The organism is Spirillospora sp. NPDC046719 (assembly GCF_040645715.1).
Taxonomy (GTDB): Bacteria; Actinomycetota; Actinomycetes; order Streptosporangiales; family Streptosporangiaceae; genus Spirillospora.
In genome coordinates this window covers 1-23,681 of the sequence record NZ_JBEYYT010000027.1, presented here as the reverse complement: position 1 = coordinate 23,681, position 23,681 = coordinate 1, and the positions used below count along the sequence as shown (strand labels likewise).

The window sequence follows — 23,681 nt, the reverse complement described above, 5'->3', positions numbered from 1 at the left end:
CCGCCTCGGACGAGCCGGGTGCGCCGCGCCATGTCGTTTCGCGGAGGCTCGCCCGCTCACAACACGACAGTCGCCGTCACGTGGATCGGCCGGGTTCTCGCGGCCACCGTGGACGCTCCGCTGGTGACGGTGGGCCTGCCCGCACTCGTGGCGGGCGGCGCCGCACAGTGGACGCAGCACCGGCACTGGACGGCGATCGTCCACACCCAGCGAGCAGGATGTCCCGAAGCCCGCGCAGCGGCCTGTGGCGGCTCAGCGCGGTTCGCCGGTGATGATCCACAGGTGGCCGAACGGGTCGCGGACGCGGCCCGAGCGCTTGCCGTAGGGCCGGTCCTCGATCGGGACGACCACCTCGGCGCCATGAGCGACCATGCGCTCGCCGACCGCGTCGGGATCGTCGACCTCGATCTCGAGAAGGACCGGGGAGCCGCCGAGATCGCTCGGTGACAGCCATCCCCACGAGGCGACGGCCGGCGAGACCCGGAAGAACGAGCCGCCGACGCGGTGGTCGACCACGGCGGGCCTGCCGTCGTCGCCCGGCGGAGCGCGGAACACCTGCTCGGCGCCGAGGGCGTCCTGGTAGAAGGCCGACGCACGATCCGGATCGGGCACGATGACGCGGGCGAGGATGTCGATGGCTGCGCTCATGCGTCCAGCGTGGTGCGGGGCGAAGCCGGAGTCTTGAACGATTGGGAACGGATCGCACCAGAAACGGACCGCACCAGGAACGGACCGCACCAGGAACGGACCGCACCCCACAGCGGATCACGGAGTCCGCGCGGCCGGACCTTCCGCCCGCAGCCACTCGGTTGGAGTGCACCCGGCCATGGCCCGCCACTCCCGGGTGAAATGCGCCTGGTCGGCGAACCCCGACGCGGCGGCCACGGCCGCCAGACCGACCGTCCCGGTGCGTGCGGCGGTGACGAGTTCGCCTCGCGCGGCCTCGAAACGCAGGAGGCGCTGATACTCCTTCGGCGTCACCCCGAGTTCCGCGCGCACCGCGGTGCTCAGGTGGCGTCGCGAGCATCCGAGACTCCGGGCCGCCTCGTGCACCCGCCCGCTTCCCGACAGCGCCGCCAGCATCGCTTGCTGACGGTTCGCGTCGGCGTTCGCCCCCTGCTGAGCCAGAGCGGTCGCAAGAGCCTCGACGACCGCGGTCCGGCGTTGCGGCCATGTCCGGCAGGACGCCAGGCGTTCCGGCAGGGACGCCATCGCCGGGACCGCGTCGGCCAGCTCGACGAAGTGCCCCGCCAGCGCCGCCGCCGGGACGCCCAGGAGGGCTCCGGCTCCGATCGGGCTGAGCGTCAGCCAGACACCGCGGGTGCCGCCCACCTGCCGCAGCTCCGCCGCCTCCAGGTGGAGCCCTGCGACCACGGCCCGCAACCGCCGCCGGGAGGAGGGCCGCCCGAGCCAGGCGATCTCCATCGGGTCCTCGGGGATCGTGATCGACACCGTGGTCGAGGGAAGCCCGCGGTGGACACCGGCCGAGCCCGTCCCGAGATCGTAGGGGCTCAGCGTCGCCACGAACGGCGCCAGCGCCGCGGGCAGCTGAGGGGCGGACGTCATGCTCACCACAGTAGGTCGACTTCCGCGAGCCGGCCCGCCGGACGCGTCGCAGGTCGCGTCGGTGACCTCGTCCGGGCAAAGGGCGGGGGCCTTCGCAGGCCGGAACGCCCGAGCGTTTGATCCCGGACACGAGGAAAGGAGCAGGTCGACGACGGCGGCAGCCGTGACATTTCGAAGGGAGACTCGTGGAGGAGAAGAACCCGGTCAAGTCCGTGGTCGACAAGGTGGCGGACAAGGCCAAGGACGCGATGGCGCCGTCGGACGTCATACCGGGCGCGCCTGGGAGCCGGGCGCCGCAGGTCGAGGAACCGACCGACCCGCGAGAGCCGCTGCCGCCCAAGGCCGACCAGGGTGCGCCAGAGCCGTTCACGGCGACCGGCCGGCCGACCGGCGCCCCCGCAGGAGTGCGCGAGCAGAACGGCTCCTACCTGACCGGCGCGCAGGGGCTGCGGCTCTCCGACAGCGACCACTCGCTGAAGGCGGGCCCGCGCGGACCCGTGCTGCTGCAGGACCACCATCTGCGCGAGAAGATCACGCATTTCGACCACGAGCGGATCCCCGAGCGCGTCGTCCACGCGCGCGGCGCCGGCGCGCACGGCGTCTTCAAGGGCTACGGGACGGCGTCCGGCGTCACCAAGGCGGCGTTCCTCGCCAAGGACGTCGAGACGCCGGTGTTCGTCCGGTTCTCGCCGGTCCTGGGGTCCCGGGGATCGGCCGACACCGTGCGGGACACCCGCGGCTTCGCGACCAAGTTCTACACCTCCGAAGGGGTGTTCGACCTGGTCGGAAACAACATCCCGGTCTTCTTCATCCAGGACGCGATCAAGTTCCCGGACGTGATCCACGCCGGCAAGCCGCACCCCGACAGGGAGATCCCGCAGGCGCAGAGCGCCCACGACACCTTCTGGGACTTCGTGTCCCTGCACACCGAGGCGACCCATCACACGCTGTGGAACATGTCCGACCGCGGCATCCCCCGCTCCTACCGGACCATGGAGGGCTTCGGCGTCCACACCTTCCGCCTGGTCGACGCGGACGGCGGGACGACCCTGGTGAAGTTCCACTGGAAGCCCAAGGCGGGCGTGCATTCGCTGGTGTGGGAGGAAGCCCAGATCATCAACGGCGTGGACCCCGACTTCCACCGCCGCGACCTCGCCGACGCCATCGAGGCGGGCGCCTACCCGCAGTGGGAACTGGGGATCCAGACCTTCCCCGACACCCCCGAGCAGACCTTCGAGGGCATCGACCTGCTCGACCCCACCAAGATCGTCCCGGAGGAGCTCGCGCCCGTCCAGCCGATCGGCCTGCTCACCCTCGACCGCAACCCCACCGACTTCTTCGACGAGACCGAGCAGGTCGCCTTCCACCCCGGGCACCTCGTCCCCGGCATCGACATCACCGACGACCCGCTGCTGGCCGGACGGCTGTTCTCCTACCTCGACACCCAGATCACCCGGCTCGGCGGCCCCAACTTCGCGCAACTGCCGATCAACCGCCCGCACGCGCCGATCAACGACATGCTGCGCGACGGCATGCACCAGACGGCCGTGCACTCCGGAGTCGCCCCCTACAAGCCGAACTCCCTGGACGGCGGCTGCCCCTTCTTCGCCGGCAGCGAGGAGGGCGGTTACGTCGAGACGCCGGTACAGGTCCCCGCCGCGCGCAAGGTGCGCGAGGCGCCGGCCTCCTTCGCCGACCACTACAGCCAGGCCCGGCTGTTCTGGCTGAGCATGTCGCCGGTCGAACGCGAGCACATCATCGCCGCCTACACCTTCGAACTCGGCAAGTGCTACGAGCAGGCCATCAAGGAACGCAACCTGCGGGTGCTGGCCGAGATCGACCCCTACCTGTGCGAGCAGGTCGCCGCCGGGCTCGGACTGCCCGCGCCCGAGGCCGCCGGCGCGCTCCCCGACGTCCAGCCCAGCCCCGCGCTCTCCCAGGTGGGCCGGAGCTGGCCGACGGCCGGCCGCATCATCGGCATCGTCGCCGACGCCGGCGCGGACCTGGCGGCGGTGGCCTCCCTCCGGCAGTCGGTCCTGGACGGGGACATGGTCCCCCTGGTCATCGCGCCGTCCGGCGGGCAGCTCGGCTCCGACGAACCGGTGACCGTCCAGCGCACCTTCGCCACCGCGCGCTCGGTGGAGTTCGACGCGCTGATCCTCGCGGCGCCGGGCGCGCCCGGCGGCGACGCCTTCGGCGCGCGGGACGCCAAGGCCGGCAACGGTCCCGTCGACGCGGGCACCGACCCGCGCGTCCTGCTCCTGCTCGCGGAGGCCTACCGGCACGCCAAGCCGATCGGGGTCCTGGCCGCCGCCCGCCCCGTACTGCCCGGGGCCGGAATCCCGCAGGACGCGCCCGGCGTGCTGGTGAACGACGACCCCGCCACCGCCCTGCGCGGCGTCGTCGAGCTGCTCGCGCTCCACCGCGTCTGGGAACGGTTCCCTGCCCCCGCCTGATCGGCAGGCGCACCACGTCGGCAAGTCCCGCCCCCACGTCCCGCGAAAGCAGGCCGTGGGGGCGGCCCGCGCGAATTGCCCTGCCGTACGGACTTGCACGGATGTGGGCCGGCGCGCGATTGGCCCCATTCGGAGGAGATCCGCGGTCGGACCGCCCGCCCTCCGGCGGCGGCGCCGGTCGCGGCGAGGTGCGTATGCTTGCTGGTAGGTGGCGGTGCGGTGCCAGGGAAGGTCTGCCACATGAGCGCCGAACCGTCCGGGGTTCACAAGCTCGGACCACCGCCTCGACCACGGCGTCGCGCCCTCCACCGGGCGAGCCGGGAGTGGGCCGTCCCACGCCTGAAGGGGATCAAGGAGAACCCCCTGTGGACCCGGATGACGGCGGTCGACTTCTTCGGCAACTCCATCCAGCTGGCCGCGCTGGCGGTCCTGTGCTTCTTCCCGTTCCTCATCGTGATCACCACGGCGGCCGGCCAGGACACCGCCACCGTCGTCACCCGCTGGCTGGGCCTGGACGAACCGGCCTCGCACGCCGTGGCCGGCCTGTTCGCCGCCACTCCCGCCACCGGATCCTCGACCGTGATCAGCGCATCCCTGCTGATCCTGGGAGCCCTGGCCGTCGCAGGAACACTCCAGGGCTGGTACCGGCGGGTGTTCGACCTGCCCGGCCGCGGGCTGCGGGATCTGGGCGCCCAAGGCGCCTGGCTCGCCGGCCTCCTCGGCTACGGCGCCGCGCACGCCGCCCTCGGCTGGGCCCTCGGTCCTCTCGGGCCCCTTGTCGGACCGATCCTCCAGGGGCTGACCGGCCTGGCGCTGGCGGTCCTGTTCTGGTGGTGGACGATGAAAGTCCTGCTCGGGAAAGCCGCCGACTGGATGTCCCTGCTGCCCTCGGCACTGGCCACCGGCCTGTTCTGGGTGGGGCTGGGAGCCTTCTCGTCCCGCTTCTTCTCCGACGAGATCGTCTCCAACAAGCAGAGCTACGGCTCCATCGGCGTCGTCATGGTCATCATGTCCTGGCTGGTCGCCGTCGGCGTCGTCGTCCACCTCGGCTCCATCGCCGGCCGCCTGTACAGCGAACGCCACGCCCACGCCCCCCGCCAACGGCACCGCGACTGAGCAGAAGCAGCCCGGCCTCCCCCGGCCGTGGCGCCGGGTCCGATCACTCCTCGGGTCGGGCGGAATGCGGCAACTCCGCTACCCCGCCAAGGGCGATCCGTGGCCGGACTGTCCACCGGTCCGGCCGGCCGTCCAGGCCGCAGGAGAGTCAGGCGGCTTGGGGGCGCGGGCGGCCCTGATCGCGGATCCGGGCGCTGCGGCGCGGACTGCCCGCGCCGTCGCCGCCCGCGGGGCGATGGCAGGGCCGGCGCGAGCGGCGGCCGCCATCCTGATCCGTCGATGCGGGTGATCACCGAGGAGGCCCAGGTCACCCACCAGGCGAGTGCCACCATCGGAGGTGCGAAGGAACGGAGGGAGGCGGGTAAGCGCTCACTTGCGTCGACACCGTCGGGCGCGCGTCCCGCGGTCAGAATGTGGCGATCGGGTTGACCGGGCTGCCGGACGTACCGGCGAAGCGGACCGGCGCGACGGCGAGGTGGAAGTCCCACTGACCGAGTTCGGCAGCCGTCGCCGCGCACGCCTCCAGGTCGCAGTTGTCGAGCAGCCACAGGCCCATCGCGACGAGGCCCACGGTGTGAACCGGCATCGCCATGTCCTCGTACCCCGACGGCTGAACGTCTTGGGGAGTATCGGCGCCGATCAGCGCGACTCCCCGTTCATGCAGCCAGGGCAGGCAGGACGCATGCCAGCCGGCCTGCGTGAAACCGCCGGACGCACCGGCCTCGTGCCGGGCGCGGCCATGGCCGGTCCGCAGCAGTACCGCGTCGCCGGATCGCACCCGCACACCCTGGCGACGCTCGGCCTCCTCGAGATCGTCGGGAAACACACCCTCACCCGGTTCCAACCACGGCACATCGCGGACCTTCGCGATGTCCAGCAGGACACCACGCGTGACGATCCCGTTCGCCGCCGCCGTGACGGCCCCCCACGCCGATCCCGTCGTGGCGTCGACCAGCGAATGCGACCGCCCGTTGTACATCGTGCCGTCCCAGAAGATGTGGCATGGCGAGTCGACGTGGGTGATGGTGTTGCCGTGGAACAGGATGCCGAGCCGCTCGTTCGAATAGCCCCAGCGCCGGTCGTTGCGGAATCCGGGCAGCGGCATGTTCTCGACGCCCGGCATGTCGGCGAAGCACGGGCACGTCGTCGTCGACCGCTCCATCTCTTCCGGTACGGCCACCTCCCATGCGCACGACACACTCCTGCCGTGGCGCACGGCCCGCGCCGCCGCCAGCCGGACGTCGTCGGTGATGTGGTTCAAAGTGCCGAGCTCGTCGTCGTCACCCCACCGTCCCCAGTTCGACAGCGTGTCGAAGTACCTGAGCACGTCATCCTGTGCAGGTATCGGTCGCTCTGCCGTCATCGCAGCATCGCCCCTCTGGTCAGCTCCTCCGAGTGCGTCAACATCATTCTTCTCCTTGCCGGCGATCAGCGGCCCGCCCTAGCCACGCGGACAGCGCGCTGGGTGACCCGTGGCCGGCTCGCTTCATGGTCAAGCAGCTGTTTCCTTGGGCTGGAGCACCGTGACCTCCCGGCGCGTGCAACTCGGCGCATCGCGATCCGGGGATCGGACGACCGCAGGCCGGTGCTGAGAATGGCGGTAACAGACCGCGCGGAAGGGTTGCAGCGGAACGGCTGAAGAAGCCTTTGACCGAGGACGCACAAGCTGTATCCCACCTGCTGGGACACGCTCACTCGACCCACCAGCCGGCACCTCTGGTCGCCCTCCGCCGGCGAGAAGTCCATTATCCCAGCCTGAGTACAAAGCCGACTGGCTCCACGCCACTCGCATCAGGACCCCCGAACAGCATCCAAGGCCAGGCGACTGACCAGTAAACCGCGCCTCAGACCCCAACAAGCTCATTTCTGGCCGACCGCGTTCCCGGTTTCCTCGACCTCGGGCTCAACGGCCATCGCACTCTGCCGTCCAGCCCGACCCCCATGACCGGCGGCCGGTATCGCCTCCCGGGGTATTCGTCACAGGGCCGGCTATATCGTGACTTCGTGATCACGAGGTTCGACGGGGACGACGGCGGGCTGGAGTTCGACGGAATCACCTGCCGGATCTGGTATCGCGATGCGGCCTCCCAGGGATGGCTGCGGCGGAGGCTGGGCGTCCTCGTCGTACCGCTGGTGGCGCTGCGCGACGTCCAGGTCAACGCACCGGGGTTGATGCGGTCGGGAAGGCTGTCGCTGCTTCCCCGGCACGGGGCCGATCCGATCGCCGCAGTGGCGGGCGATTCGCTGCCCTCGGACGATCTCCCGTACTTCGTCGAGTTCTCCCGGAAGGAGCACGACGAGGCCAGCCGGGTGGCCGCGCGACTGCGATCGGCGATCGACGCCACCGGCCTGGCGGACGTCCCCGCAGACGAATTCATGATCGAGGTAGGGCGGCCGCCGGTCACCGCCACGGGCCTGGACGGCACCGCGCGGTTCGACGGTGAGTCGGTGACGCTGACGTGGAACGGTCGCGGGCGTTCCGGCAAGAGCGACGCGCAGACGATTCCGCTGGCCGCCCTCGACTCGGTGGAGTGGCGCGATCGCAAGGGTCTGCGAACCGACGACGTGCTGTTCCGGACGGTCGGGGACGCGACGCCCAGTGGCCTGCGCCGCCTCGAGTTCGCCGGGGACCGGCAGAAGGCCGACACGCTGATCCTCGCGGCGAGCGTCGCCTCGCGGTTGCGGACGTTCGGCGACGCCGCCCCCGCTCCTCCGCTGACGCGCGAGGCCTCTGCAGACTCTCCGCTGGTCCTGCACGGTCCCCGGGGCCGCGCCGAATTCGACGGCTCGGTCGTGTTGCTGACCAGTCAGGGCCTGACGCGCACCATCCCGGTGCCGGCCATCGAGCGGGTCGAGATGCTGGAGACACCGGACGGGTCCGGTTTCGTCCGCGTCCATCTCACCGGCGCGGAGTCCGACGCGCGGGCAGTGGAACCCGCGCTCGACGTCAACGCCGTGGCATACGGCGACGAACCGTCGGCGCTGGAGTTCACACTCCAGGTGACACGGGCGCTCGGGGCCGTGACACGGATCCCTGACCGGGAGCTGCTTCGCACCACCGGACTGCGGCGCGACCTGGAGCGGGCGCTGTCGCGGGCGAGCACCAGGGTCAGGGGGATGCCCCGCGAACTCGTCGCGCTGACGCTCGCTCTGGAACCGGCCGAGGAACTCGAAGAGGTCGAGATGGCCATCGCCCGGAATGTGGTGGTGGTCGCCCTGACGGCGCGGCGACTGCTCGTGGTCGAGGCCGGAGAGCACTTCGGTGATCACTTCTCGGTCCCACTTACGGAGTTCGCCGGCGCGGCGGCGACCTGGGACGACGACGACGTCGGAGAAATCGTCTTCCATACGCGGAACGGCGCCGATCTGGCGTACCACGGCGTCTACGATCCCGCACGTTTCCGGCGGACGCTGCGTCGGCTCGCCGCCGGGGCACAGCCGGTCCCATCTGCCCCGGACGCGGTCGGCGGATCGCCGTCACCGGCGACCACGCCATCACCGGCGGCGGCACCACACTGGCCGTTGCGGCCGGACCCGAGCGGCGCATGGCCCGACGTAGCCGGGGCGTTGAGCAGAACGACGACCGACCTCGCGTCCCTGCGACGCGAGTTCGACATGCTGACCGGAGCGTTCCTGCCCGGGGAGATCCTCAAAGAGGTCGAGTCCGCGCGGCACAAGCGACGCGACGGCCTGCTGGGTCTCACCAACCGGCGGCTGCTCTTCGCGCGCCAGAACGGCGAGGTGACCGGCATCGCGCTGGACCAGGTGCTCTACATGACCCTCTATCTGAGGAAGAGAACAGAACTGAAGGTGACCACCGGGGACCTCGACACGCTCGAATTCAAGAACCTGCGCCAGCGCGAGCGCTTCCAGGATGCGATCGACGCCATGCGCGGCTGCCCGGCGCGGGCCATCGTCCAGCCGGACATGGCCTTCGACTCGATCGTCACCCGCCCTGAGGTCGCGGAGGCGTTGTCACGTTCACGACGCGACGTCCTGGCCCTCGGCCCCGCCCTGCCCGCCGCCTTCGCGGAGCTGGACGAGGGAGAGGAATTCCACGAACTGGAACCGGTGGTCTTCGCCGGCGAGGAGGGATTGCTGGCGCTGACCGGCCGCAGGCTCCTGTTCGTCGGTCCGGAAGGACTCCGCACGATCAAGATCGCGCTCATCGGCGGCATCAGCGTGCGGCCCAAATACACCGAAGGCTGGGCAGCCCTGCAACTGCAGATCATGGACAGCGACCGACGGCTCACCTACTGCTGCTTCCAGGAGAAGGACGCCATTCGGTTCGAGAAGTCCATCCGGAAGCTCCTCCAAGGTCTCGCCGATGGCGAACCTTCCAGCGCACCGTCGCAGACGGCGCCCGCACCCACCGCCCAGGAGGACGTCCTGGACCAGATACGCAAGCTGGGCGAGCTGCGTGAAGCGGGACTCCTCACCGAACAGGAGTTCCAGGCAAAGAAGACCGAGCTACTGGGCCGCCACTGACCATTCTTACGGCCGATTGGCGTCCTGGCATTTTGGGGCTTGTTCAGCATCGCCCGACGGGCACCTCGGCGTGTCGCGCCCTCTCCGACCGGGCAGGCGCCCGCAAGGAGACATTCCGTGGGGCGCCGGCCGGCTCAGGCGGCTTGCGGGGGCAGGCTTCAGCCGGGTTCGGCGAGGTAGGGGCCGAGGCCCTTCCAGCAGAAGTCGGTCATGTGCCGTGCCGCGTCCTCGATGCGCACCTCCGGGTGCAGGGTCCGCCACTGGGCGAGCCGCTCGCTCGCACCGATGATGATCTCGGTGAACGCGGCGATCGCCTGCTCGCCGATGTGGGGAGCGAACGCCGTCAGCGCCGCGGAGATCAGTGTGCCCTGCTGACGGCGGATCGCCTCGACGGCGTCCACCGTCTTCCAGGACCCGTCGGTGGGCCTGCTGAGCATCATCGCGAACGACCTGCTGTGGTCGTCGACGAACGCGAAGTAGGCGACCATCGCGTGCCACAGGACGTCCTCGGGCGTGGAAGCGGCGGCCATGGCCTTCTGGGTGACGTCCAGCAGTTCGGCCTTGGACCGGTCGACGCACGCCGCGAACAGGCCGTCCTTGGAGCCGAAGTACTCGTACAGCATCGGCTTGGAGACGCCGCACCGCTGGGCGATCTCATCCATCGAGGTGCCCTGGTAGCCGCGGTCACCGAACACCTCCTCCGCCACGTCCAGCATCTGCCGTTCCCGGTCGGCGCGCGACATCCGGCGGTGGCGTCGCGGCGGACGCGGTGCGGCGGCGCTCACAGCGGACTCCTGACCGCCGCCACGGAGGTCGCGCGGCGGTTCATCGAGGGGGCGGCCGGTGCGGAGGGGCGGTGGAAGCACGTGGCACCAGGGTCATGGGGAGGGGACGAGGCGCGGTGACGTGGCCGTCCATGGTGCGCAGGAGCGTCTGGAGGGCGACGGCGCCCAGTTCCTCGGCGGGTGCGACGACGGTGGAGAGCTGGGGTGTCGCGGCCTCGGAGAGCAGAGTGCCGGCGAAGCCCATGATCGACAGTTCGCCGGGGACCGGGATGCGCAGGTCGTGGGCGGCCATGAGCGCCCCGGCGGCGAGCAGGTCGTCGTCGCAGAACAGGGCGGTCGGCCTCGGTGTCAGGGACAGCAGCTGATGGGCGGCGCCGCGGGCGGCCTGCAGGCTGAAGCCCGCCAGCACCTCCGGGCTCTCGGTGGCGGTGATACCGGCCTGGTCGAGTGCGCGGCGCCATCGGGAGGCTCGGGCCTTGAAGGTCGTGGACGGCAGGTCGGTTCCGAGGTGGGCGATCCGGCGGTGACCGAGGTCGAGCAGGTGCCCGACCGCCGCCGAGGTGCCCTGCCGGACGTCGAGGAGGACGCTGGTGAACCCGTCGGCGACGGCCTCGATGAGGACGGTCGGTCCGGGAGCGTCGGAGAACGGCGGCTCGATCCCGAACAGCATCATCGCGTCGATGGCCGCGGCGTTGAGGGCCTCCACGGCGGTGAGCTGCCAGTTCCTCTCGGGCCCCGGCTCGATGAGCGCGACGGTGATCCCGTCCGCGCGCCCGGCCCGTTGTGCGCCGCGCAGCACATGGCCGAGGAAGGGGTTGGTGATGTCCGGCACCAGGAGGCCGACCGTTCGGGTACGTCCGGCGCGCAGGGTGCTGGCGGAGGCGTGCGGGCGGTAGCCGAGCTGCCGGGCGGCGTGCCGGACGCGCTGCTCCACCTCGGCCGAGACCCGGCCGGCCGCCTTGCCCGAGAACACCAGCGACACCGTCGACTGGGACACGCCGGCCAGCTCGGCGACCTCGTGTCCGGTCGGACGGCGGTGTGCGCCGCCCGTGCCGCCGGGCGAGCGGCGGGATGGGTCGGTGGGGCTGTCGGTCATGGCGCGGCGATCCTAGCCGGAGGTGCGGGCGGGCAGGCGGGTGCGGTGAACATCCGCACCAGCTCTTGCCGGAGGCCGGCACCGGCGAAGGACGCTTGGACGGCGGCGAGGTTGCAGCGGGCCAGGTCGTCGGCCGTCCAGCCGAACGCCCGCCGGAGGCGTTCGTACTCCCGGTCCAGGGTCACATTGGCGACGGTGCGGGCGTCGGTGCTGATGGACAGCGGGACACCGGCCGATCGGAGCCGGTCGACCGGATGATCGGCGTAGGACGGCAGCAGCCTCCCCATCGTCTGCACGTTGGACGTGGGGCACACCTCCAAGTGGACGCCGCCGGCGATGAGGCGTTCGACGGTGCGCTCGTCCTCGATGCTGCGGACCCCGTGCCCGATCCGCTCGGGGCCCAGACGGTCCAGGACGTCGTTGACGCCGTCGGCGCCTCGTGACTCGCCCGCGTGCGCCGTGATCCGCACACCGTGCTCGCGCGCGTGGTGGAACGCCGCGACGTGCGCGTCCAGCCCGAATCCCGCCTCGTCGCCGGCGAGGTCGAACCCGGTGACCACGCCGCCGTCCAGCCGGGCGGCGGCCAGGCGGGCCGTGGCCATGCTCGCGTCGGCGTCGAAGTGCCGAAGCGTGCACAGGATGACACTCGCCCGCACTCCCGTCGCCTCCCTCGCCCGGGCGACTGCGGTCTCGACCTCCTCGACGACATGCTCGGGGCGCATCCCGCCCGCCGTGTGCAGCAGCGGCGCGAACCGGATCTCGGCGTAGGCCACGTTGTCGGCGACGAGCTGCGCGAACAGGTCATCGGTGACCAGGCGCAGTGCCCGGGGCGTCTGCATGAGCTGGACGATCCTGGTGGGCCTGGTGAGGAAGTCGACCAGATCCGCGCATCTGGCAGGGGCGACGTAGTCACGCAGGTACTCGGTCAGGGACGTGCCCGGCCGTAGTGCGGCGACGCAGGCGTAGCTGACACAGCAGTCCAAGTGCAGATGCAGCTCGGCCTTGGGCTGCGAACGCGGCAGGACCTCCACGGGCGACTCCCTCCGGATCTAACCATGGAACGTATTACAACATCTGCTCACAAGCCAGCGTTGACGGACGTCATACGTTTTACTAGCGTCCGTGCCGTTGACCGATCAAGGGGGCCGTCAATGCCGATCGCCAGGGACCGCAAGGGTGTGCTCGTACTGGTCGCGAGCATGGGCGCCGTCATGGCGGCGGTCGCGGTGGCCGGTGCGGTGGCCGCCATGTCCCCGGGCGGCGTCTCGGACGGCGGCACAAGGCCGTACCGGCTCATCGTCCCGGCGACCGCCGCAGGCCTGCCCATCGACCGGAGCCGGACCGAGGCGTACGGCCCCTTCGACATGGAGCAGTCCGATGACAGGCTGGTCGTTTTCCGTGGCCTGACCGGCAGCGGTTCGGCCGTGTGCACACCGCCCGCGCACGACACCGCCTGCGTTTCGATGACCTCCACGACCATCGTCTTCATCGAGTTCGCGCCGGCGGAGCCGGCCTGGACGCCTCCGATCCGTCCCGAACGGGCCCTTGAGATCCTCCACGGCGTCCGTGCCGCGGTGGAGCAGCCCGCCTGACCACGGCTCCCTGCGCCCTTGGGCGATCAGGGCCATGGCCACAGCGAACACGCCATCAGCCACACCCGGTCCTTCGAGACCGCCTCACATCCTTGGGGAACGCCGCCATGCGGCCTTTGATCATTGACACCGACACCGGCTCCGACGACGCGGTCGCCCTGGTGCTGGCCGCCGCCAGCGGCCTGGCCGACGTCCGCGCGGTGACCACGGTGGCGGGCAACGTGCCGCTGGAGACCGGCACCCGCAACGCGCTGATCTCGTTGCAGACCGCCGGGCGCCCCGACATCCCGGTCCATGCCGGCTGCCCGCGCCCCATGACGCGCGCCCTGTCCAGCGCCCAGCACGTCCACGGCCAGGACGGCATGGGCGATATCGGCCTGCCCGACCCCGTCACGGTCCCTCGGGCGGCACACGCGGTCGATGTCCTGCTGACGCTGCCCCGAAGGCTCCCGGGCGAACTCACACTGGTCACCCTCGCCCCGCTGACCAACATCGCCGCCGCTCTGCTGCGCGACCCGGAGCTGCTGTCGAGGTTCCGGCACGTCTACTGCATGGCCGGCGCCGCCGACATGGCGGGCAACGTCTCGCCCACCGCCGAGTTCAACGTGTGGGCCGATCCCGAGGCGGCCCGGGTCCTCACCCAGGCCGCCACCCCGGACAAGGTGACGTGGATCGGCTGGGACGTCTCCCGCCGGGACGCGGTGATGACCCCGGCCGATCAGCGCCGGCTGGAGGAGATCGGCACCCCGCTGGCCTCGTTCGCCCATCGCATCAACCGCACCGTCGCCGACTGGGCCCGCGACGTCACCGGCCTGGCCGGCTACGACCTGCCCGATCCGGTGGCCATGGCCGTCGCCCTCAGACCCGACCTGGTCACCGAGCAGGAAGAGGCGCACGTCGACATCGCCCTGGACGGCCTGACCCGCGGGCAGATGGTCATCGACCGGCGGAGGACGGCCCCGCCCCCCAACCTGACCCTGGTCCGCCGCGTGCACGAGGCCGGATTCAAACGGCTGCTCTTCGACACCGTCGCCGCTCCCCTGCCCCGGCTGATCGGATAAAGAGGACGGACGTGATTCGGGTACTGCTGGCCGAGGACATGGAACTCATCCGAGGCGCCCTGGTCGCGTTGCTGGGCCTGGAGAGCGATCTGGCCGTCGTGGCCGAGGCGGCGTCGGGGGACGCGGCGGTGGCGCTGGCGCTGGCGCACCGTCCCGACGTCGCGGTCCTCGATGTGCGCATGCCCGGCGGCGACGGGCTCGCGGCGACCGCGCTGCTGGCGGAGCGGCTTCCCGAGTGCCGGGTGCTGATCCTGACGTCCCTGGACCGTCCGGAGACGCTGCGGAAGGCACTGGCGGCCGGAGCCCGCGGGTTCATGCTCAAGGACGAGCCGCCGGCCAAGCTGGCGGACACGATCCGCCGGGTGGCGGCCGGCGAGCACGTCCTCGATCCGCGGCTCGCGGCGGAGGCGCTGACGAAGCGGCCGAACCCGCTGACCGACAGGGAGGCGCATGTCCTGCGGCTCGCGGCGGACGGCGCGGATCCCGCGGAGATCGCCTCAGCGCTCCACTTGTCGAAGGGGACGGTGCGCAACTATCTGGGCGTGATCGTCACCAAACTGGACGCACGCAACCGGCTCGACGCCGTCCGGATCGCCACCGAGGCCGGCTGGCTGTAGGACGATCGGCAGGTAGCCGTCCCATGTGCGCGCCGGGACGGGCGGCGGCATCACCGGCTTTCACCGGCTTTCACCGGCCCCACCGAAGCGGCCGCCGCGAGGCGAGATCGTACCGCCCGTCCTGTTCGTGCGTTCCGCACATGAGAACCGGGCGGCAGACACTGGTCCGGTCCCCATGCAGGTCGGCACTGTGATCATCATGAAACCGAAGATCGCCCGCTGGGCGGCCATGGCGCTGGCCTCGGCCACGGTCCTCGGCTTCGCCCTGCCGGCACAGGCCCTCGCTCCGCCCCCGGCGGGGCCCACACGACCGATCGTCCCGCCGCCCCGCTCCGCCGACCTCCCCGGGCTCACCGGGCTGGTGGACGGCATCGTCCGCCGGCAGCTCACCGACGACAAGATCCCCGGCGCGGCGGTCGTGGTGGTCTCGGACGGCCGGACCGTTCTCGCCAAGGGGTACGGCACCGCCGACGCAGCGGGGAAGAAGCCGGTGACCCCGAAGACGGGCTTCTTCACAGGGTCGCTGGCCAAACTGTTCACCACCACCGCGGCACTGCAACTCGTCGACGCCGGCAAGCTCGATCTGCGAGCCGACGTCAACCGCTACCTGACCACCTTCAAGATCAAGAACTCCTACCCGGGGCGACCCGTCACCCTGGAGCACCTGCTGACCTACACCGCGGGCTTCGACGACGACATCGTCGGGCTCGCGAAGGCCGACCCAGCCGACGTCGGTTCGCTGGCACGCAGTCTCGCCGACCGGCAGCCCCGCCGCGTCCGGCCCCCCGGCACACGTGTCGCCTACGACAACTACGGCATGGCACTCGCGGGACACCTGGTGGAGATCGCGTCCGGCCAGCCGTTCGCCCAGTACGTCGAGCAGCACATCCTGAAGCCGTTGGGCATGACCGCGACCAGCATGGCGGTGCCGCACACGGCGGAGCTGGACGCGAGCCTCGCCGGCGCGTACCGCCCGAACGGGGACGGCTACGCCACCGTCAAGGGCCAGTACGGGCCGTGGACACCGACCGGAACGGGGCCGGTCACCACCCCCGCCGACATGGGCCGCCTCATGCTCGCCCAGCTGAGCAACGACCCGCGCCTGGGCCGCGACGTCGCGCGGCGCATGCAACAGCAGCACTACGCGCAGGACCCTCGGATCCCCGGCATGGGCTATGTGTTGGAGCAGCGGCCGCGCAACGGGCACCGCCTCGTCTACAAGGACGGTGACGTCCCAGGCCACCACAACGTCATGGCCCTGCTCCCCGACGACCGCACCGGCATCTACGTCGTCTACAACGGCGACGGCGTCGGCACCACCGCCCCATGGGACGGCCAGAGCCTGGTCAACCAGATCGTCGACCGCTACTTTCCGGCCACGTCGCAGGCCCCGCCGGCCCCCGCCACCAAAGCCGAGGACATCAAGGGCCTCGCCGGCACCTACCGGTCCACCCGCACGAGCAGGACGAGCATCATGAAGGTCGCGTCGCTGTTCGCGGCGCCGTCCGTCGAGGCCCATAGCGACGGGACCCTAACGACCACCGGACTCTCCCCCGACCCGGACGACACCACCCAGCACTGGGTCCGGATCGGTCCAAGGCTCTTCCAGGAACGCGGTGGCCAGGCCCGCATCGCCTTCACCGGCGACGGAACGCTGACCAGCTCGATGAACCCCTCCGAGGCCCTGGAAAAGCTCGCCTGGTACGACACCCCGACGCCGCACGTCATCCTTCTCGGTCTCGGCGCGCTCGCGTTCCTTGTCTGCTTCCTCCTCCTGCCGGTCAAAGGGCTGGTGCGCGTCGCGCGGCGCCCGTCCCGCACCGGAACTCCTCCCGAGCCCGCGGGCCCGCGGGCCGCGAAACTGCTCGCCTGGGTCACCGCCGCGATCGTGACGGGCTTCACCGCCGCGGTGGCCGTGACCGTGTCCGACCCGAACGTGCTCATGGAACTCACCGCACTGAACTCACCGCGGTTCGCCGCGCTGCCGTTCGTGGCCACGACCGGTCTGCTGTTCTCGATCGCGGTCACCGGCGCCGCAGTCGTCGCCTGGGTCCGCGGCTGGTGGGGGTGGACGGGCCGGCTCTCCTACACGCTCCTGGTGGTGGCAGCCGTGGCCTTCTACAAGGTCGCCATGACCTACAACCTCCTCGCGCTGCCGTTCCCGACCAACTGAGCGAGGCACTATGACCGCCGAAAAAGTACTTCCGATCCATGAACGCGGGCTGACCGACGGGCCGCCCGCGTCACCGCCCTGCCCGGCGCCGGTGCGGGCCCGTCCTGTTCGCATGATCGACGAACTCGGTTGATGTTGATCAAATTGGACTGTCTCGACGGCCTTTGTGTGATTTTCGAGGGAGAGGTCATTCGATGGGACTTGTGAAGCCTGCGCGGATCACTGCGGCCGCCGCCATCGCGCTCGGGCTGTGCGTGCCGGCCGCGAACGCCGACGTCCGGTACGAACCCGGTGCGCCGGGGCTGGGCGACCCCTACTTCCCCGATCTCGGCAACGGCGGATACGACGTCGGCGACTACCACCTGAAGACCGCCTACGATCCCGCCACCGACCAGCTCATCGGCGAAACCACGATCAGAGCGACCGCCACCCAGAACCTGTCCCGGTTCGATCTCGACCTCTACAAGATGAACGTCCGATCGGTGCAGGTGAACGGCCACCGCGTCCCGTTCGCCCGCAGCGGCGAACGCGAACTGGAGATCACGCCGCGCCAGGGATTGCGGAACAGGAGCCGGTTCACGGTGGTCGTCCGCTACGACGGCGTCCCCGAGACGCTGGGCGGCCCGATCGGGTTCGACCTGCCGTACGGGTTCCTGCACACCAACGACGGCGCGACGATCGTCTCCGAGCCGAACGCCGCGTCCACGTGGTTCCCCGCCAACGACCATCCGCGCGACAAGGCGTTCTTCACGATCGAGACGACCGTGCCGCAGGGGCTCCAGGTGATCGGCAACGGCCGCCTGGTCAAGCGGTGGCGCGCCGACGGCAAGGACACCTTCGTGTGGCGCGAGGACCGCCCTATGGCGACCTACCTGGCGACCGGCTCGATCGGACGGTTCGACATCTCCAGGACCACCACGGGCAAGGGCATCCCGCAGCTCGACGCGGTCGATCCAGGTGTGGCGTCCGACCCGGGCTCGGTCGGCACTCCGGCGTGGACAGCGCGGGCGACCGACGAACTGGCCGACTACTTCGGTCCCTACCCGTTCACCACGACCGGCTCGATCATCGAGAACAACAACGTTCCGCCGCTCAACGTCCCCAACGCGCTGGAGACGCAGACCCGTCCCACCTACGAAACGCCGCCCGTCGAGAAGGGCGTGGTGCACGAGATCAGCCACCAGTGGTTCGGCAACAGCGTCTCGGTCGGCCGCTGGAGTGACACCTGGCTGAACGAGGGCTACGCGGTCTGGACGGAGAAGTACTGGGCGGAGAAGCACGGCGGCCAGTCCGCGCAGGAGGCTTTCCAGCAGATCTACGCCGACCCGCCGCCCATGCCGCCCGGCCGCCCCGGGTTCTGGGACCTCGCGATCGCCGACCCGTCCCGCGACCAGATGTTCCACCGCTCGATCTACCTCCGCGGCGGGATGGCGCTGCAAGCGCTCCGGCACAGGATCGGCGACGAGCGGTTCCTGCGGCTGACCCGTACCTGGCTGGCCGAGCACAAGTACGGCACCGCGACCACGGAGGACTACGAAGCGCTCGCCGAACGGATCTCCGGGCAGGACCTCCGCGAGTTCTTCCGGGTCTGGCTGCACTCGCCGGGCAAGCCCACCTGGGACCGCTGAAGGCGTCGGCCCGATGCCACGCCAAGCGAGATCATCTTCCACGGCGTTCGGTGCGTGGCCAACAGGCCCAGGGGGAGCTCATGACCGATGAGCAGATTCAAGATCAACCGTAACGCGGGAGGCCCTGCGGCCCCCGGTCGGGCGGTTCATGGTCGCTTGTACACGGTCACGACGGCGGCGCAGACGGCTGGAGGTGCGTCCGCCCAAGACCGCGTACAGCGTCCGCGTGATCGCGCTGGACCGCACCGCGATCGCGGCGCTGCGTGCCATTCGGAACCCGTAGCAGGTGGCGGCCGCCGCGTACGCGGACCGGTACCGCGACGGCAGGTGAGCGGGCACCAGCCTCAACGGCGGCCCGGTCTCCTCGCGGCGGCTCACGCCCATGTTCCAGGGCCTGCCAGTGGAGTACCGGCTGCCGCCGGTATGGGTGCACCACTTGCGGCACGGCGCCGCCACGCTGGCGCGGCGGCGAAGGTTCGGCGCCGGCGACCATCCGCCCCTGAGGGCGACCCTCCGCCGCCCGTGCTTCTGGCTGGTCCATCGCAGTGCTCGTTGCGTGATGGTGAGCGTCCGCTCCGCGTCCTGTGTCGTCCTCCGCAGAAGGACCAACTGAACATCGCGCGCGGATCGCTCCTACCCCGGCCGCCGGTCAGATGGCGAGGCGCGCAGGAGCCGGTGAGGCGTGCCTGACGACTGCCTTCGTGGCCTCAGGGCGGGCCGCCCGGCGGTCAGGTAGCCTCGAAGGCGGCCGCCGTCAGGACGCCCTTGCTCGGCGGCGACGGCCACGAACACATCGGACACCTCGATCGCCGCGGTGACCTCGCCGCCCTCGACCAGCGAGGTGACGCAACGGCCACCACCCTGATCGACCTGCCGCCATCAGCGTGCTCGGCTGCCCGCCAGCCGCGTCCTCCACCCTTCTGCCCGCTCAATTCCCCTGCCTCTCGGATCGCTTGTTACTGCGGTAGCGGGTGACCCATGGCACGGCCACGGCGGCCGCCAGGGCCATGAATAGCATGACCTTTTCACCCGTGGTGACGCCTCCCATCACGGAGACCACCAAGGCCGCGGCCGCACCGACGGTGACGCCGAGAGCAGGCCACCACGAACCATTGAACATCACTCGGAAGCCCAGTGCGCACACCGCAAGCCCCCACGAGAAAACTCCGATCATTACTGCGATAAAACTATCCATTCCGTCGTCCGGCACTCCGCAGGAGCGCTGGCCGCGGCGGTTGTAATGATAATCGCACCCGGCGTCGACGCTCCCTGCGATCCCCCAACTCAACAGGAAGGTGGCGCCAGTCAAGGCCACCGCGATAAACCACCCGGCGGCGACGGATGGAAGCCATTTTTCTCCGGGCAGGAGCTTCCGGGACGACAGGCGGCCGTTCTGGTCGGCAAGCGGCATGATGCTCCTCTTTCTCACGTGGTGCATATCTCGCACCCAGTTCGCCCTTCTCGGACGTGCCACCCTTCGCAACCGTTCCCATTTCCAAGATCGCCGTACTTGAACACAGAAAGTCCGGTAACGACTGCCCTACTCTAAGTTCGAAAACGTGTGGGCCGCCGTGCACGTGCTGGCCGAGTGCGCATCCAGCCGGCTCGCACGCGAGGATGGTGAGCAGGGTGCGGCCGAGTTCTTCGAGTCCTTGATAGGTGGGGTGTTTGGGGCTGCCGTGGGTGAAGCACCGCAGCACCTGCTAGACCTCCGCAGTGTCGAGCCGCTCAGCGAAGCCACCGCGGCTGCCCCCGGAGTTTCAACGCCGCCACCGCCCGCTCGCGCAGCTTCCGGACAGCATCTTCGGTGTCCTGACCGGCCTGCCCGTAACGGTCCGGACCGGCAAGAATCGCGTCCGCCAACGCCTTCAGCACCTCCCGCGACACCTCCGCCCGCCGGTGGGAGTCATACAGCGCGAAATCGATCGGCCCCGCGTCGGTTTCGACCCGGAAACGCGCGATCCCCGGGACCGTCACGATCCCCGCCCGTTGGAACGCCGGATTCCACTGCCGGCCCCGCCGGGGCGGGACGTCGTCTATCACGACATGCGCGGTCGCAAGGTCGCAACTCCGCAACCCGTCGCCCATGCGGGCGTGCAGAACCGTCCCCTCCAGCCACACCGCAGGATGGGCGAACCGGCGCCGCAGGCGCGGCACCGAAGGCCACACCACGACGGTGGCGATCAGCACCGCCACGCCACCCGCCCAGGCGGCAACGCCCGCCCGCGAACAACTCCCCATCGTCACACCGACAGTGAAGGCGACCCCCAAAGCGGCCGCCATAAACGCTCCCACGGCCAACCCGGCGATAGCACCCGCCTTCCGCGCGCCGGTAAGGCCGTTCAACACCACGACGATCCCGGGCTCCACGCGGCGACCTCCTCGTCAGCGGAAGGACAAACCGACCACCGCCTCCCGCGCCCCGGCGAGCGATCACCCCGCCATTTTCCAGAATTGCGCCAGGCGAGGGGTTGCGAGAACGGAGGTCAAGGATAAACCGGACGCAGCCCGGCGGAAGTGTCCGGTCTATCAGCCCTACTCATTTCTGCGAGCATGCAGCGCTACGGCGCTCACCTAGGTGATCGCTCGGGCCGGCGTGGCGCGGCGCTGGAGTCCCAACTCTGCAGTCATCGGCACCTCTCTGATCGCCACTGTTGACACATGGAGGGCCAATGACCGTAAGCCCCCACAAGTACGCGCAGACCAGCCACCTGATGGCAGTCCGGCTCGTCTACTCCGGGCACGGTACCGGCGGCGCAGTCAGTAGAGGGACGCCGCATTGTTCTCAGCCCAGAGCTTCTCAGCGTCGGAGCCCGCGGGGGGCGGTGCGATCCCGTTGATCATCCACAGGTCTTCGCTGGTCTCGTCGACGTGGAACTCCCAGTGCAGCCCTGCGTGCCGTTCGAGGTAGGGCTCCAGCATGCCCTTGATCCACTGGGCGTTCCGACGCCGGCTCTCCCGGTCGGGGCTGCGCCGGGCGATGTGGTCGATGGCGATGCGGACCCCGAGCGGGGTGGGTTCCCCGCCGACGTAGAACTCCTCGGGCCGGGTTTCATGGAACAGTGTGACCACATAGAACCGGGGCAACCCGACCTTTTCATAGTGATCGGCTATGTGTGAGGCGAGTCGGCGCTTTTCCTCGTCGGCGAAGATTCCGGGTGTGTGATGAATAGTCCACAACGGCATGGCGGTTCGCCACTCCTCGATTGTCGGGTTGGAGTGTTCAACGGGCGACCGAGAAGGCCAGGTGCTCCACAGGGCCGGAGAGCGCCGCCTTGGCGGCGACTGTGGCGTCGTCCGTCAGCACCTCCGTGGCCTCAGCCTCCAGACCATCGACGATCCGCGCGGCCACCTCCGCCGGCGTCGCCTTCGGCAGCTCGATGGCGGAGACCATCTCGGTGTCGATGAACCCTGCGTGTACGCCGACGACCTGGGTGTTCTGACGAGCCAGTTCGAGTCGGAGCGAGTTCGTGACGGACCACGCCGCCGCCTTGGACGCCCCGTAGGCGCCGCTACCGGCCAGCCAGGACAGCACGGAGTGCACGTTCACCAGTGCGCCCCCGCCGTTCCCGGCCAGGATCGGCGCGAACGCCCGCGCCATCCGCAGCGACCCGAAGACATTGACGTCGAACGTCACGACGGCGCGCTGGAAGTCACCCGTCAGCAGCGGGCCCGGCAGCAGGATCCCAGCATTGTTGAACACGATCTCCGCGTCGGCGGCGGCCTCCGCGAGCGCGGCGACCGACGCCTCCGAGCGAACCTCCAACTCGGCGGTGACCACCTCTGGACGGTCGTCGATGTACGCCGAGCGCGCGGTCGAGTACACCTTTCGCGCCCCGCGCCCCAGCACCTCGTCGACCAGCGCCGCGCCGAGTCCACGTCGGCCTCCGGTCACCACGACCACTTTGCCCGCTACGGCAACCACGGCACCTCCACCTGACTAACGATCTCGTTAGCTAGATCGAATCACACCCTGCTGAATAACGCAAGCGTTAGTTACACTGACGGGGTGGCGATGAACTTCGAGGAACGGCTGAGCGACCGGGATGCGTGGGCGATCGGCGACCGATGCTCGGCGGGTCGGGTGCTGGACCTGCTCAGCACCAAGACGGTGTTCCTAGTGGTTCGCGAATGCTTCTATGGCACAACCAGGTTCGACGACTTCGTGGCACGGATCGGGGCCTCGGCACCCGCGGTGTCGCGGGCGCTCAAACAGCTGAAGGTCGCGGGTGTCGTCGAGCCCGTTCTCTATCGGGAGCCGGGGAGCCGGGCCCGCGACGAGTACCGGCTGACCCAGGCCGGCGAGGACCTGCTGCCGGTGTTCCTGTCGCTGATGCAATGGGGCGACAAGTACCTGCAGGAAGACCACCCGCCCCTGTCGTTCGTCGAGGCCGGAACCGGCCGTCCGGTACGGGCCCGTGTCACCGCCGAGCCAGCGCCGGAAGCGATGTCCAACAACATCGAGATCCGGCTGAACCCCCCTGGCGGCGCGGCTGGCGGCCGCGACCGCAGCACCTAGAAACGTGATTTGAGATCTATGACGACACGCCTGGCGGACATCGCCGCGCACGCCGGGGTGAGCGAGGCGACCGTGAGCCGGGTCCTGAACGGCAAGCCGGGCGTGTCCCCGTCCACCCGCCAGGCGGTGCTGACCGCGCTGGACGTGCTCGGCTACGAACGGCCCGCCCGGCTGCGCCAGCAGCGGGCCGGGCTGATCGGGCTGATCATCCCGGAGCTGACCAACCCGATCTTCCCGGCGTTCGCCGAGGTCATCGAGAGCGCGCTGGCCCGGCACGGGTACATGGCCGTGCTGTGCTCGCAGGCGCCGGGCGGCGTCGCCGAGGACGACTACATCGAGATGCTGCTGGAACGCGGCGTCGCCGGGATCATCTTCGTCAACGGGCTGCACGCCAACGCGCGCTCGGACCGGGCCCGGTACGCGCGGCTGATCGAGCAGGCACTACCGGTCGTGCTCGTGAACGGGTACCGGCCCGACATCGACGCCCCCTTCATCTCCAATGACGACGTCGCGTCGCTGGAGGCGATCGTCGGGCATCTGGCCGCAATGGGCCACCGCCGGATCGGGCTGGCGATCGGGCAGGA

General features: G+C 70.2%; 20 protein-coding genes. 10 read left to right on the top strand and 10 right to left on the bottom strand.

The genetic code is table 11. The features are described 5' to 3' along the window. Positions 1–252 precede the first annotated feature (252 nt). Together ABZ914_RS07630 and ABZ914_RS07625 are read right to left on the bottom strand one after the other, a co-directional pair. Positions 253–648: a VOC family protein gene (locus tag ABZ914_RS07630; RefSeq protein ID WP_500192257.1), complete on the bottom strand. Its 396-nt coding sequence runs from the start codon at positions 646–648 to the stop codon at positions 253–255. Between the two features lie 117 nt (positions 649–765). Then, a complete protein-coding gene (locus ABZ914_RS07625) occupies positions 766–1,566 on the bottom strand; it encodes a helix-turn-helix domain-containing protein (protein WP_500192256.1) in 801 nt (266 codons plus the stop codon). Between the two features lie 185 nt (positions 1,567–1,751). Here ABZ914_RS07625 and ABZ914_RS07620 point away from each other — a divergent pair, with 185 nt between their 5' ends. Continuing rightward, positions 1,752–4,022 (top strand): catalase, encoded by a 2,271-nt coding sequence (locus ABZ914_RS07620; RefSeq protein ID WP_500192255.1) that lies wholly within the window; start codon positions 1,752–1,754, stop codon positions 4,020–4,022. 240 nt (positions 4,023–4,262) lie between these two features. Further along, positions 4,263–5,138, top strand: a complete 876-nt coding sequence (locus ABZ914_RS07615; protein ID WP_500192254.1) for a YhjD/YihY/BrkB family envelope integrity protein — start codon at positions 4,263–4,265, stop codon at positions 5,136–5,138. A gap of 406 nt (positions 5,139–5,544) precedes the next feature. On the opposite strand, the gene ABZ914_RS07610 is transcribed toward ABZ914_RS07615, so the two are convergent. Next, positions 5,545–6,465, bottom strand: a complete 921-nt coding sequence (locus ABZ914_RS07610; protein WP_500192253.1) for a cyclase family protein — start codon at positions 6,463–6,465, stop codon at positions 5,545–5,547. A 677-nt stretch (positions 6,466–7,142) separates the two neighbouring features. On the opposite strand from ABZ914_RS07610, the gene ABZ914_RS07605 reads away from it, so the two are divergent. Next, positions 7,143–9,626, top strand: coding sequence for a DUF4429 domain-containing protein (locus ABZ914_RS07605; protein WP_500192252.1), 2,484 nt, complete (start codon positions 7,143–7,145; stop codon positions 9,624–9,626). 158 nt (positions 9,627–9,784) lie between these two features. Here the strand turns inward: ABZ914_RS07605 and ABZ914_RS07600 are convergent, their stop codons facing one another. Genes ABZ914_RS07600 through add form a run of 3 tightly spaced genes read right to left on the bottom strand, consistent with a single transcriptional unit; the run spans position 9,785 to position 12,538 of the window. Further along, a complete protein-coding gene (locus ABZ914_RS07600) occupies positions 9,785–10,411 on the bottom strand; it encodes a TetR/AcrR family transcriptional regulator (protein ID WP_500192251.1) in 627 nt (208 codons plus the stop codon). A gap of 40 nt (positions 10,412–10,451) precedes the next feature. Further along, complete coding sequence (locus tag ABZ914_RS07595) at positions 10,452–11,507, bottom strand: LacI family DNA-binding transcriptional regulator (protein WP_500192250.1); 1,056 nt, start codon at positions 11,505–11,507, stop codon at positions 10,452–10,454. Next, positions 11,504–12,538, bottom strand: coding sequence for an adenosine deaminase (add, locus tag ABZ914_RS07590; protein ID WP_500192249.1), 1,035 nt, complete (start codon positions 12,536–12,538; stop codon positions 11,504–11,506). The genes ABZ914_RS07595 and add overlap by 4 nt, the downstream gene beginning before the upstream one ends. 120 nt (positions 12,539–12,658) lie before the next feature. On the opposite strand from add, the gene ABZ914_RS07585 reads away from it, so the two are divergent. The 5 genes from ABZ914_RS07585 to ABZ914_RS07565 all read left to right on the top strand — a co-directional run bounded on the left by ABZ914_RS07585 (position 12,659) and on the right by ABZ914_RS07565 (position 18,578). After that, positions 12,659–13,099, top strand: a complete 441-nt coding sequence (locus ABZ914_RS07585) for a hypothetical protein (RefSeq protein WP_500192248.1) — start codon at positions 12,659–12,661, stop codon at positions 13,097–13,099. Positions 13,100–13,206: 107 nt separating this feature from the next. Continuing rightward, on the top strand, positions 13,207–14,160 hold the full coding sequence (locus ABZ914_RS07580) for a nucleoside hydrolase (RefSeq protein WP_500192247.1): 954 nt from the start codon (positions 13,207–13,209) through the stop codon (positions 14,158–14,160). A gap of 11 nt (positions 14,161–14,171) precedes the next feature. Then, positions 14,172–14,777, top strand: coding sequence for a response regulator transcription factor (locus tag ABZ914_RS07575; RefSeq protein WP_500192246.1), 606 nt, complete (start codon positions 14,172–14,174; stop codon positions 14,775–14,777). A gap of 199 nt (positions 14,778–14,976) precedes the next feature. Next, positions 14,977–16,950, top strand: coding sequence for a serine hydrolase domain-containing protein (locus tag ABZ914_RS07570; protein WP_500192245.1), 1,974 nt, complete (start codon positions 14,977–14,979; stop codon positions 16,948–16,950). 194 nt (positions 16,951–17,144) lie between these two features. Beyond that, positions 17,145–18,578: a M1 family metallopeptidase gene (locus ABZ914_RS07565; RefSeq protein WP_500192244.1), complete on the top strand. Its 1,434-nt coding sequence runs from the start codon at positions 17,145–17,147 to the stop codon at positions 18,576–18,578. A gap of 928 nt (positions 18,579–19,506) precedes the next feature. Here ABZ914_RS07565 and ABZ914_RS07560 read toward each other — a convergent pair. From ABZ914_RS07560 to ABZ914_RS07545, 4 genes are all read right to left on the bottom strand, one after another. Beyond that, complete coding sequence (locus ABZ914_RS07560; RefSeq protein WP_500192243.1) at positions 19,507–19,989, bottom strand: hypothetical protein; 483 nt, start codon at positions 19,987–19,989, stop codon at positions 19,507–19,509. A 317-nt stretch (positions 19,990–20,306) separates the two neighbouring features. Continuing rightward, positions 20,307–20,948 carry a hypothetical protein gene (locus ABZ914_RS07555; protein WP_500192242.1) on the bottom strand — a complete coding sequence of 214 codons (642 nt, stop codon included), beginning with the start codon at positions 20,946–20,948 and terminating at the stop codon, positions 20,307–20,309. A 390-nt stretch (positions 20,949–21,338) separates the two neighbouring features. Beyond that, on the bottom strand, positions 21,339–21,764 hold the full coding sequence (locus tag ABZ914_RS07550; RefSeq protein ID WP_500192241.1) for a tautomerase family protein: 426 nt from the start codon (positions 21,762–21,764) through the stop codon (positions 21,339–21,341). Positions 21,765–21,801: 37 nt separating this feature from the next. Next, a complete protein-coding gene (locus ABZ914_RS07545; protein ID WP_500192240.1) occupies positions 21,802–22,503 on the bottom strand; it encodes an SDR family oxidoreductase in 702 nt (233 codons plus the stop codon). Positions 22,504–22,593: 90 nt separating this feature from the next. Between ABZ914_RS07545 and ABZ914_RS07540 the strand changes: the two genes are divergently transcribed. Next, positions 22,594–23,097, top strand: a complete 504-nt coding sequence (locus ABZ914_RS07540) for a winged helix-turn-helix transcriptional regulator (RefSeq protein WP_500192276.1) — start codon at positions 22,594–22,596, stop codon at positions 23,095–23,097. A gap of 18 nt (positions 23,098–23,115) precedes the next feature. Further along, positions 23,116–23,681, top strand: a 566-nt coding sequence (locus ABZ914_RS07535; RefSeq protein WP_500192239.1) for a LacI family DNA-binding transcriptional regulator, incomplete at its 3' end; no start/stop codon positions are given.

What these genes read in the sequence shown, in the direction of transcription:
- ABZ914_RS07630 (WP_500192257.1), bottom strand. Translation starts at nt 648, where the DNA reads ATGAGCGCAGCCATCGACATCCTCGCCCGCGTCATCGTGCCCGATCCG.
- ABZ914_RS07625 (WP_500192256.1), bottom strand. Translation starts at nt 1,566, where the DNA reads ATGACGTCCGCCCCTCAGCTGCCCGCGGCGCTGGCGCCGTTCGTGGCG.
- ABZ914_RS07615 (WP_500192254.1), top strand. Translation starts at nt 4,263, where the DNA reads ATGAGCGCCGAACCGTCCGGGGTTCACAAGCTCGGACCACCGCCTCGA.
- ABZ914_RS07595 (WP_500192250.1), bottom strand. Translation starts at nt 11,507, where the DNA reads ATGACCGACAGCCCCACCGACCCATCCCGCCGCTCGCCCGGCGGCACG.
- ABZ914_RS07585 (WP_500192248.1), top strand. Translation starts at nt 12,659, where the DNA reads ATGCCGATCGCCAGGGACCGCAAGGGTGTGCTCGTACTGGTCGCGAGC.
- ABZ914_RS07580 (WP_500192247.1), top strand. Translation starts at nt 13,207, where the DNA reads ATGCGGCCTTTGATCATTGACACCGACACCGGCTCCGACGACGCGGTC.
- ABZ914_RS07570 (WP_500192245.1), top strand. Translation starts at nt 14,977, where the DNA reads ATGAAACCGAAGATCGCCCGCTGGGCGGCCATGGCGCTGGCCTCGGCC.
- ABZ914_RS07565 (WP_500192244.1), top strand. Translation starts at nt 17,145, where the DNA reads ATGGGACTTGTGAAGCCTGCGCGGATCACTGCGGCCGCCGCCATCGCG.
- ABZ914_RS07560 (WP_500192243.1), bottom strand. Translation starts at nt 19,989, where the DNA reads ATGCCGCTTGCCGACCAGAACGGCCGCCTGTCGTCCCGGAAGCTCCTG.
- ABZ914_RS07550 (WP_500192241.1), bottom strand. Translation starts at nt 21,764, where the DNA reads ATGCCGTTGTGGACTATTCATCACACACCCGGAATCTTCGCCGACGAG.
- ABZ914_RS07540 (WP_500192276.1), top strand. Translation starts at nt 22,594, where the DNA reads ATGAACTTCGAGGAACGGCTGAGCGACCGGGATGCGTGGGCGATCGGC.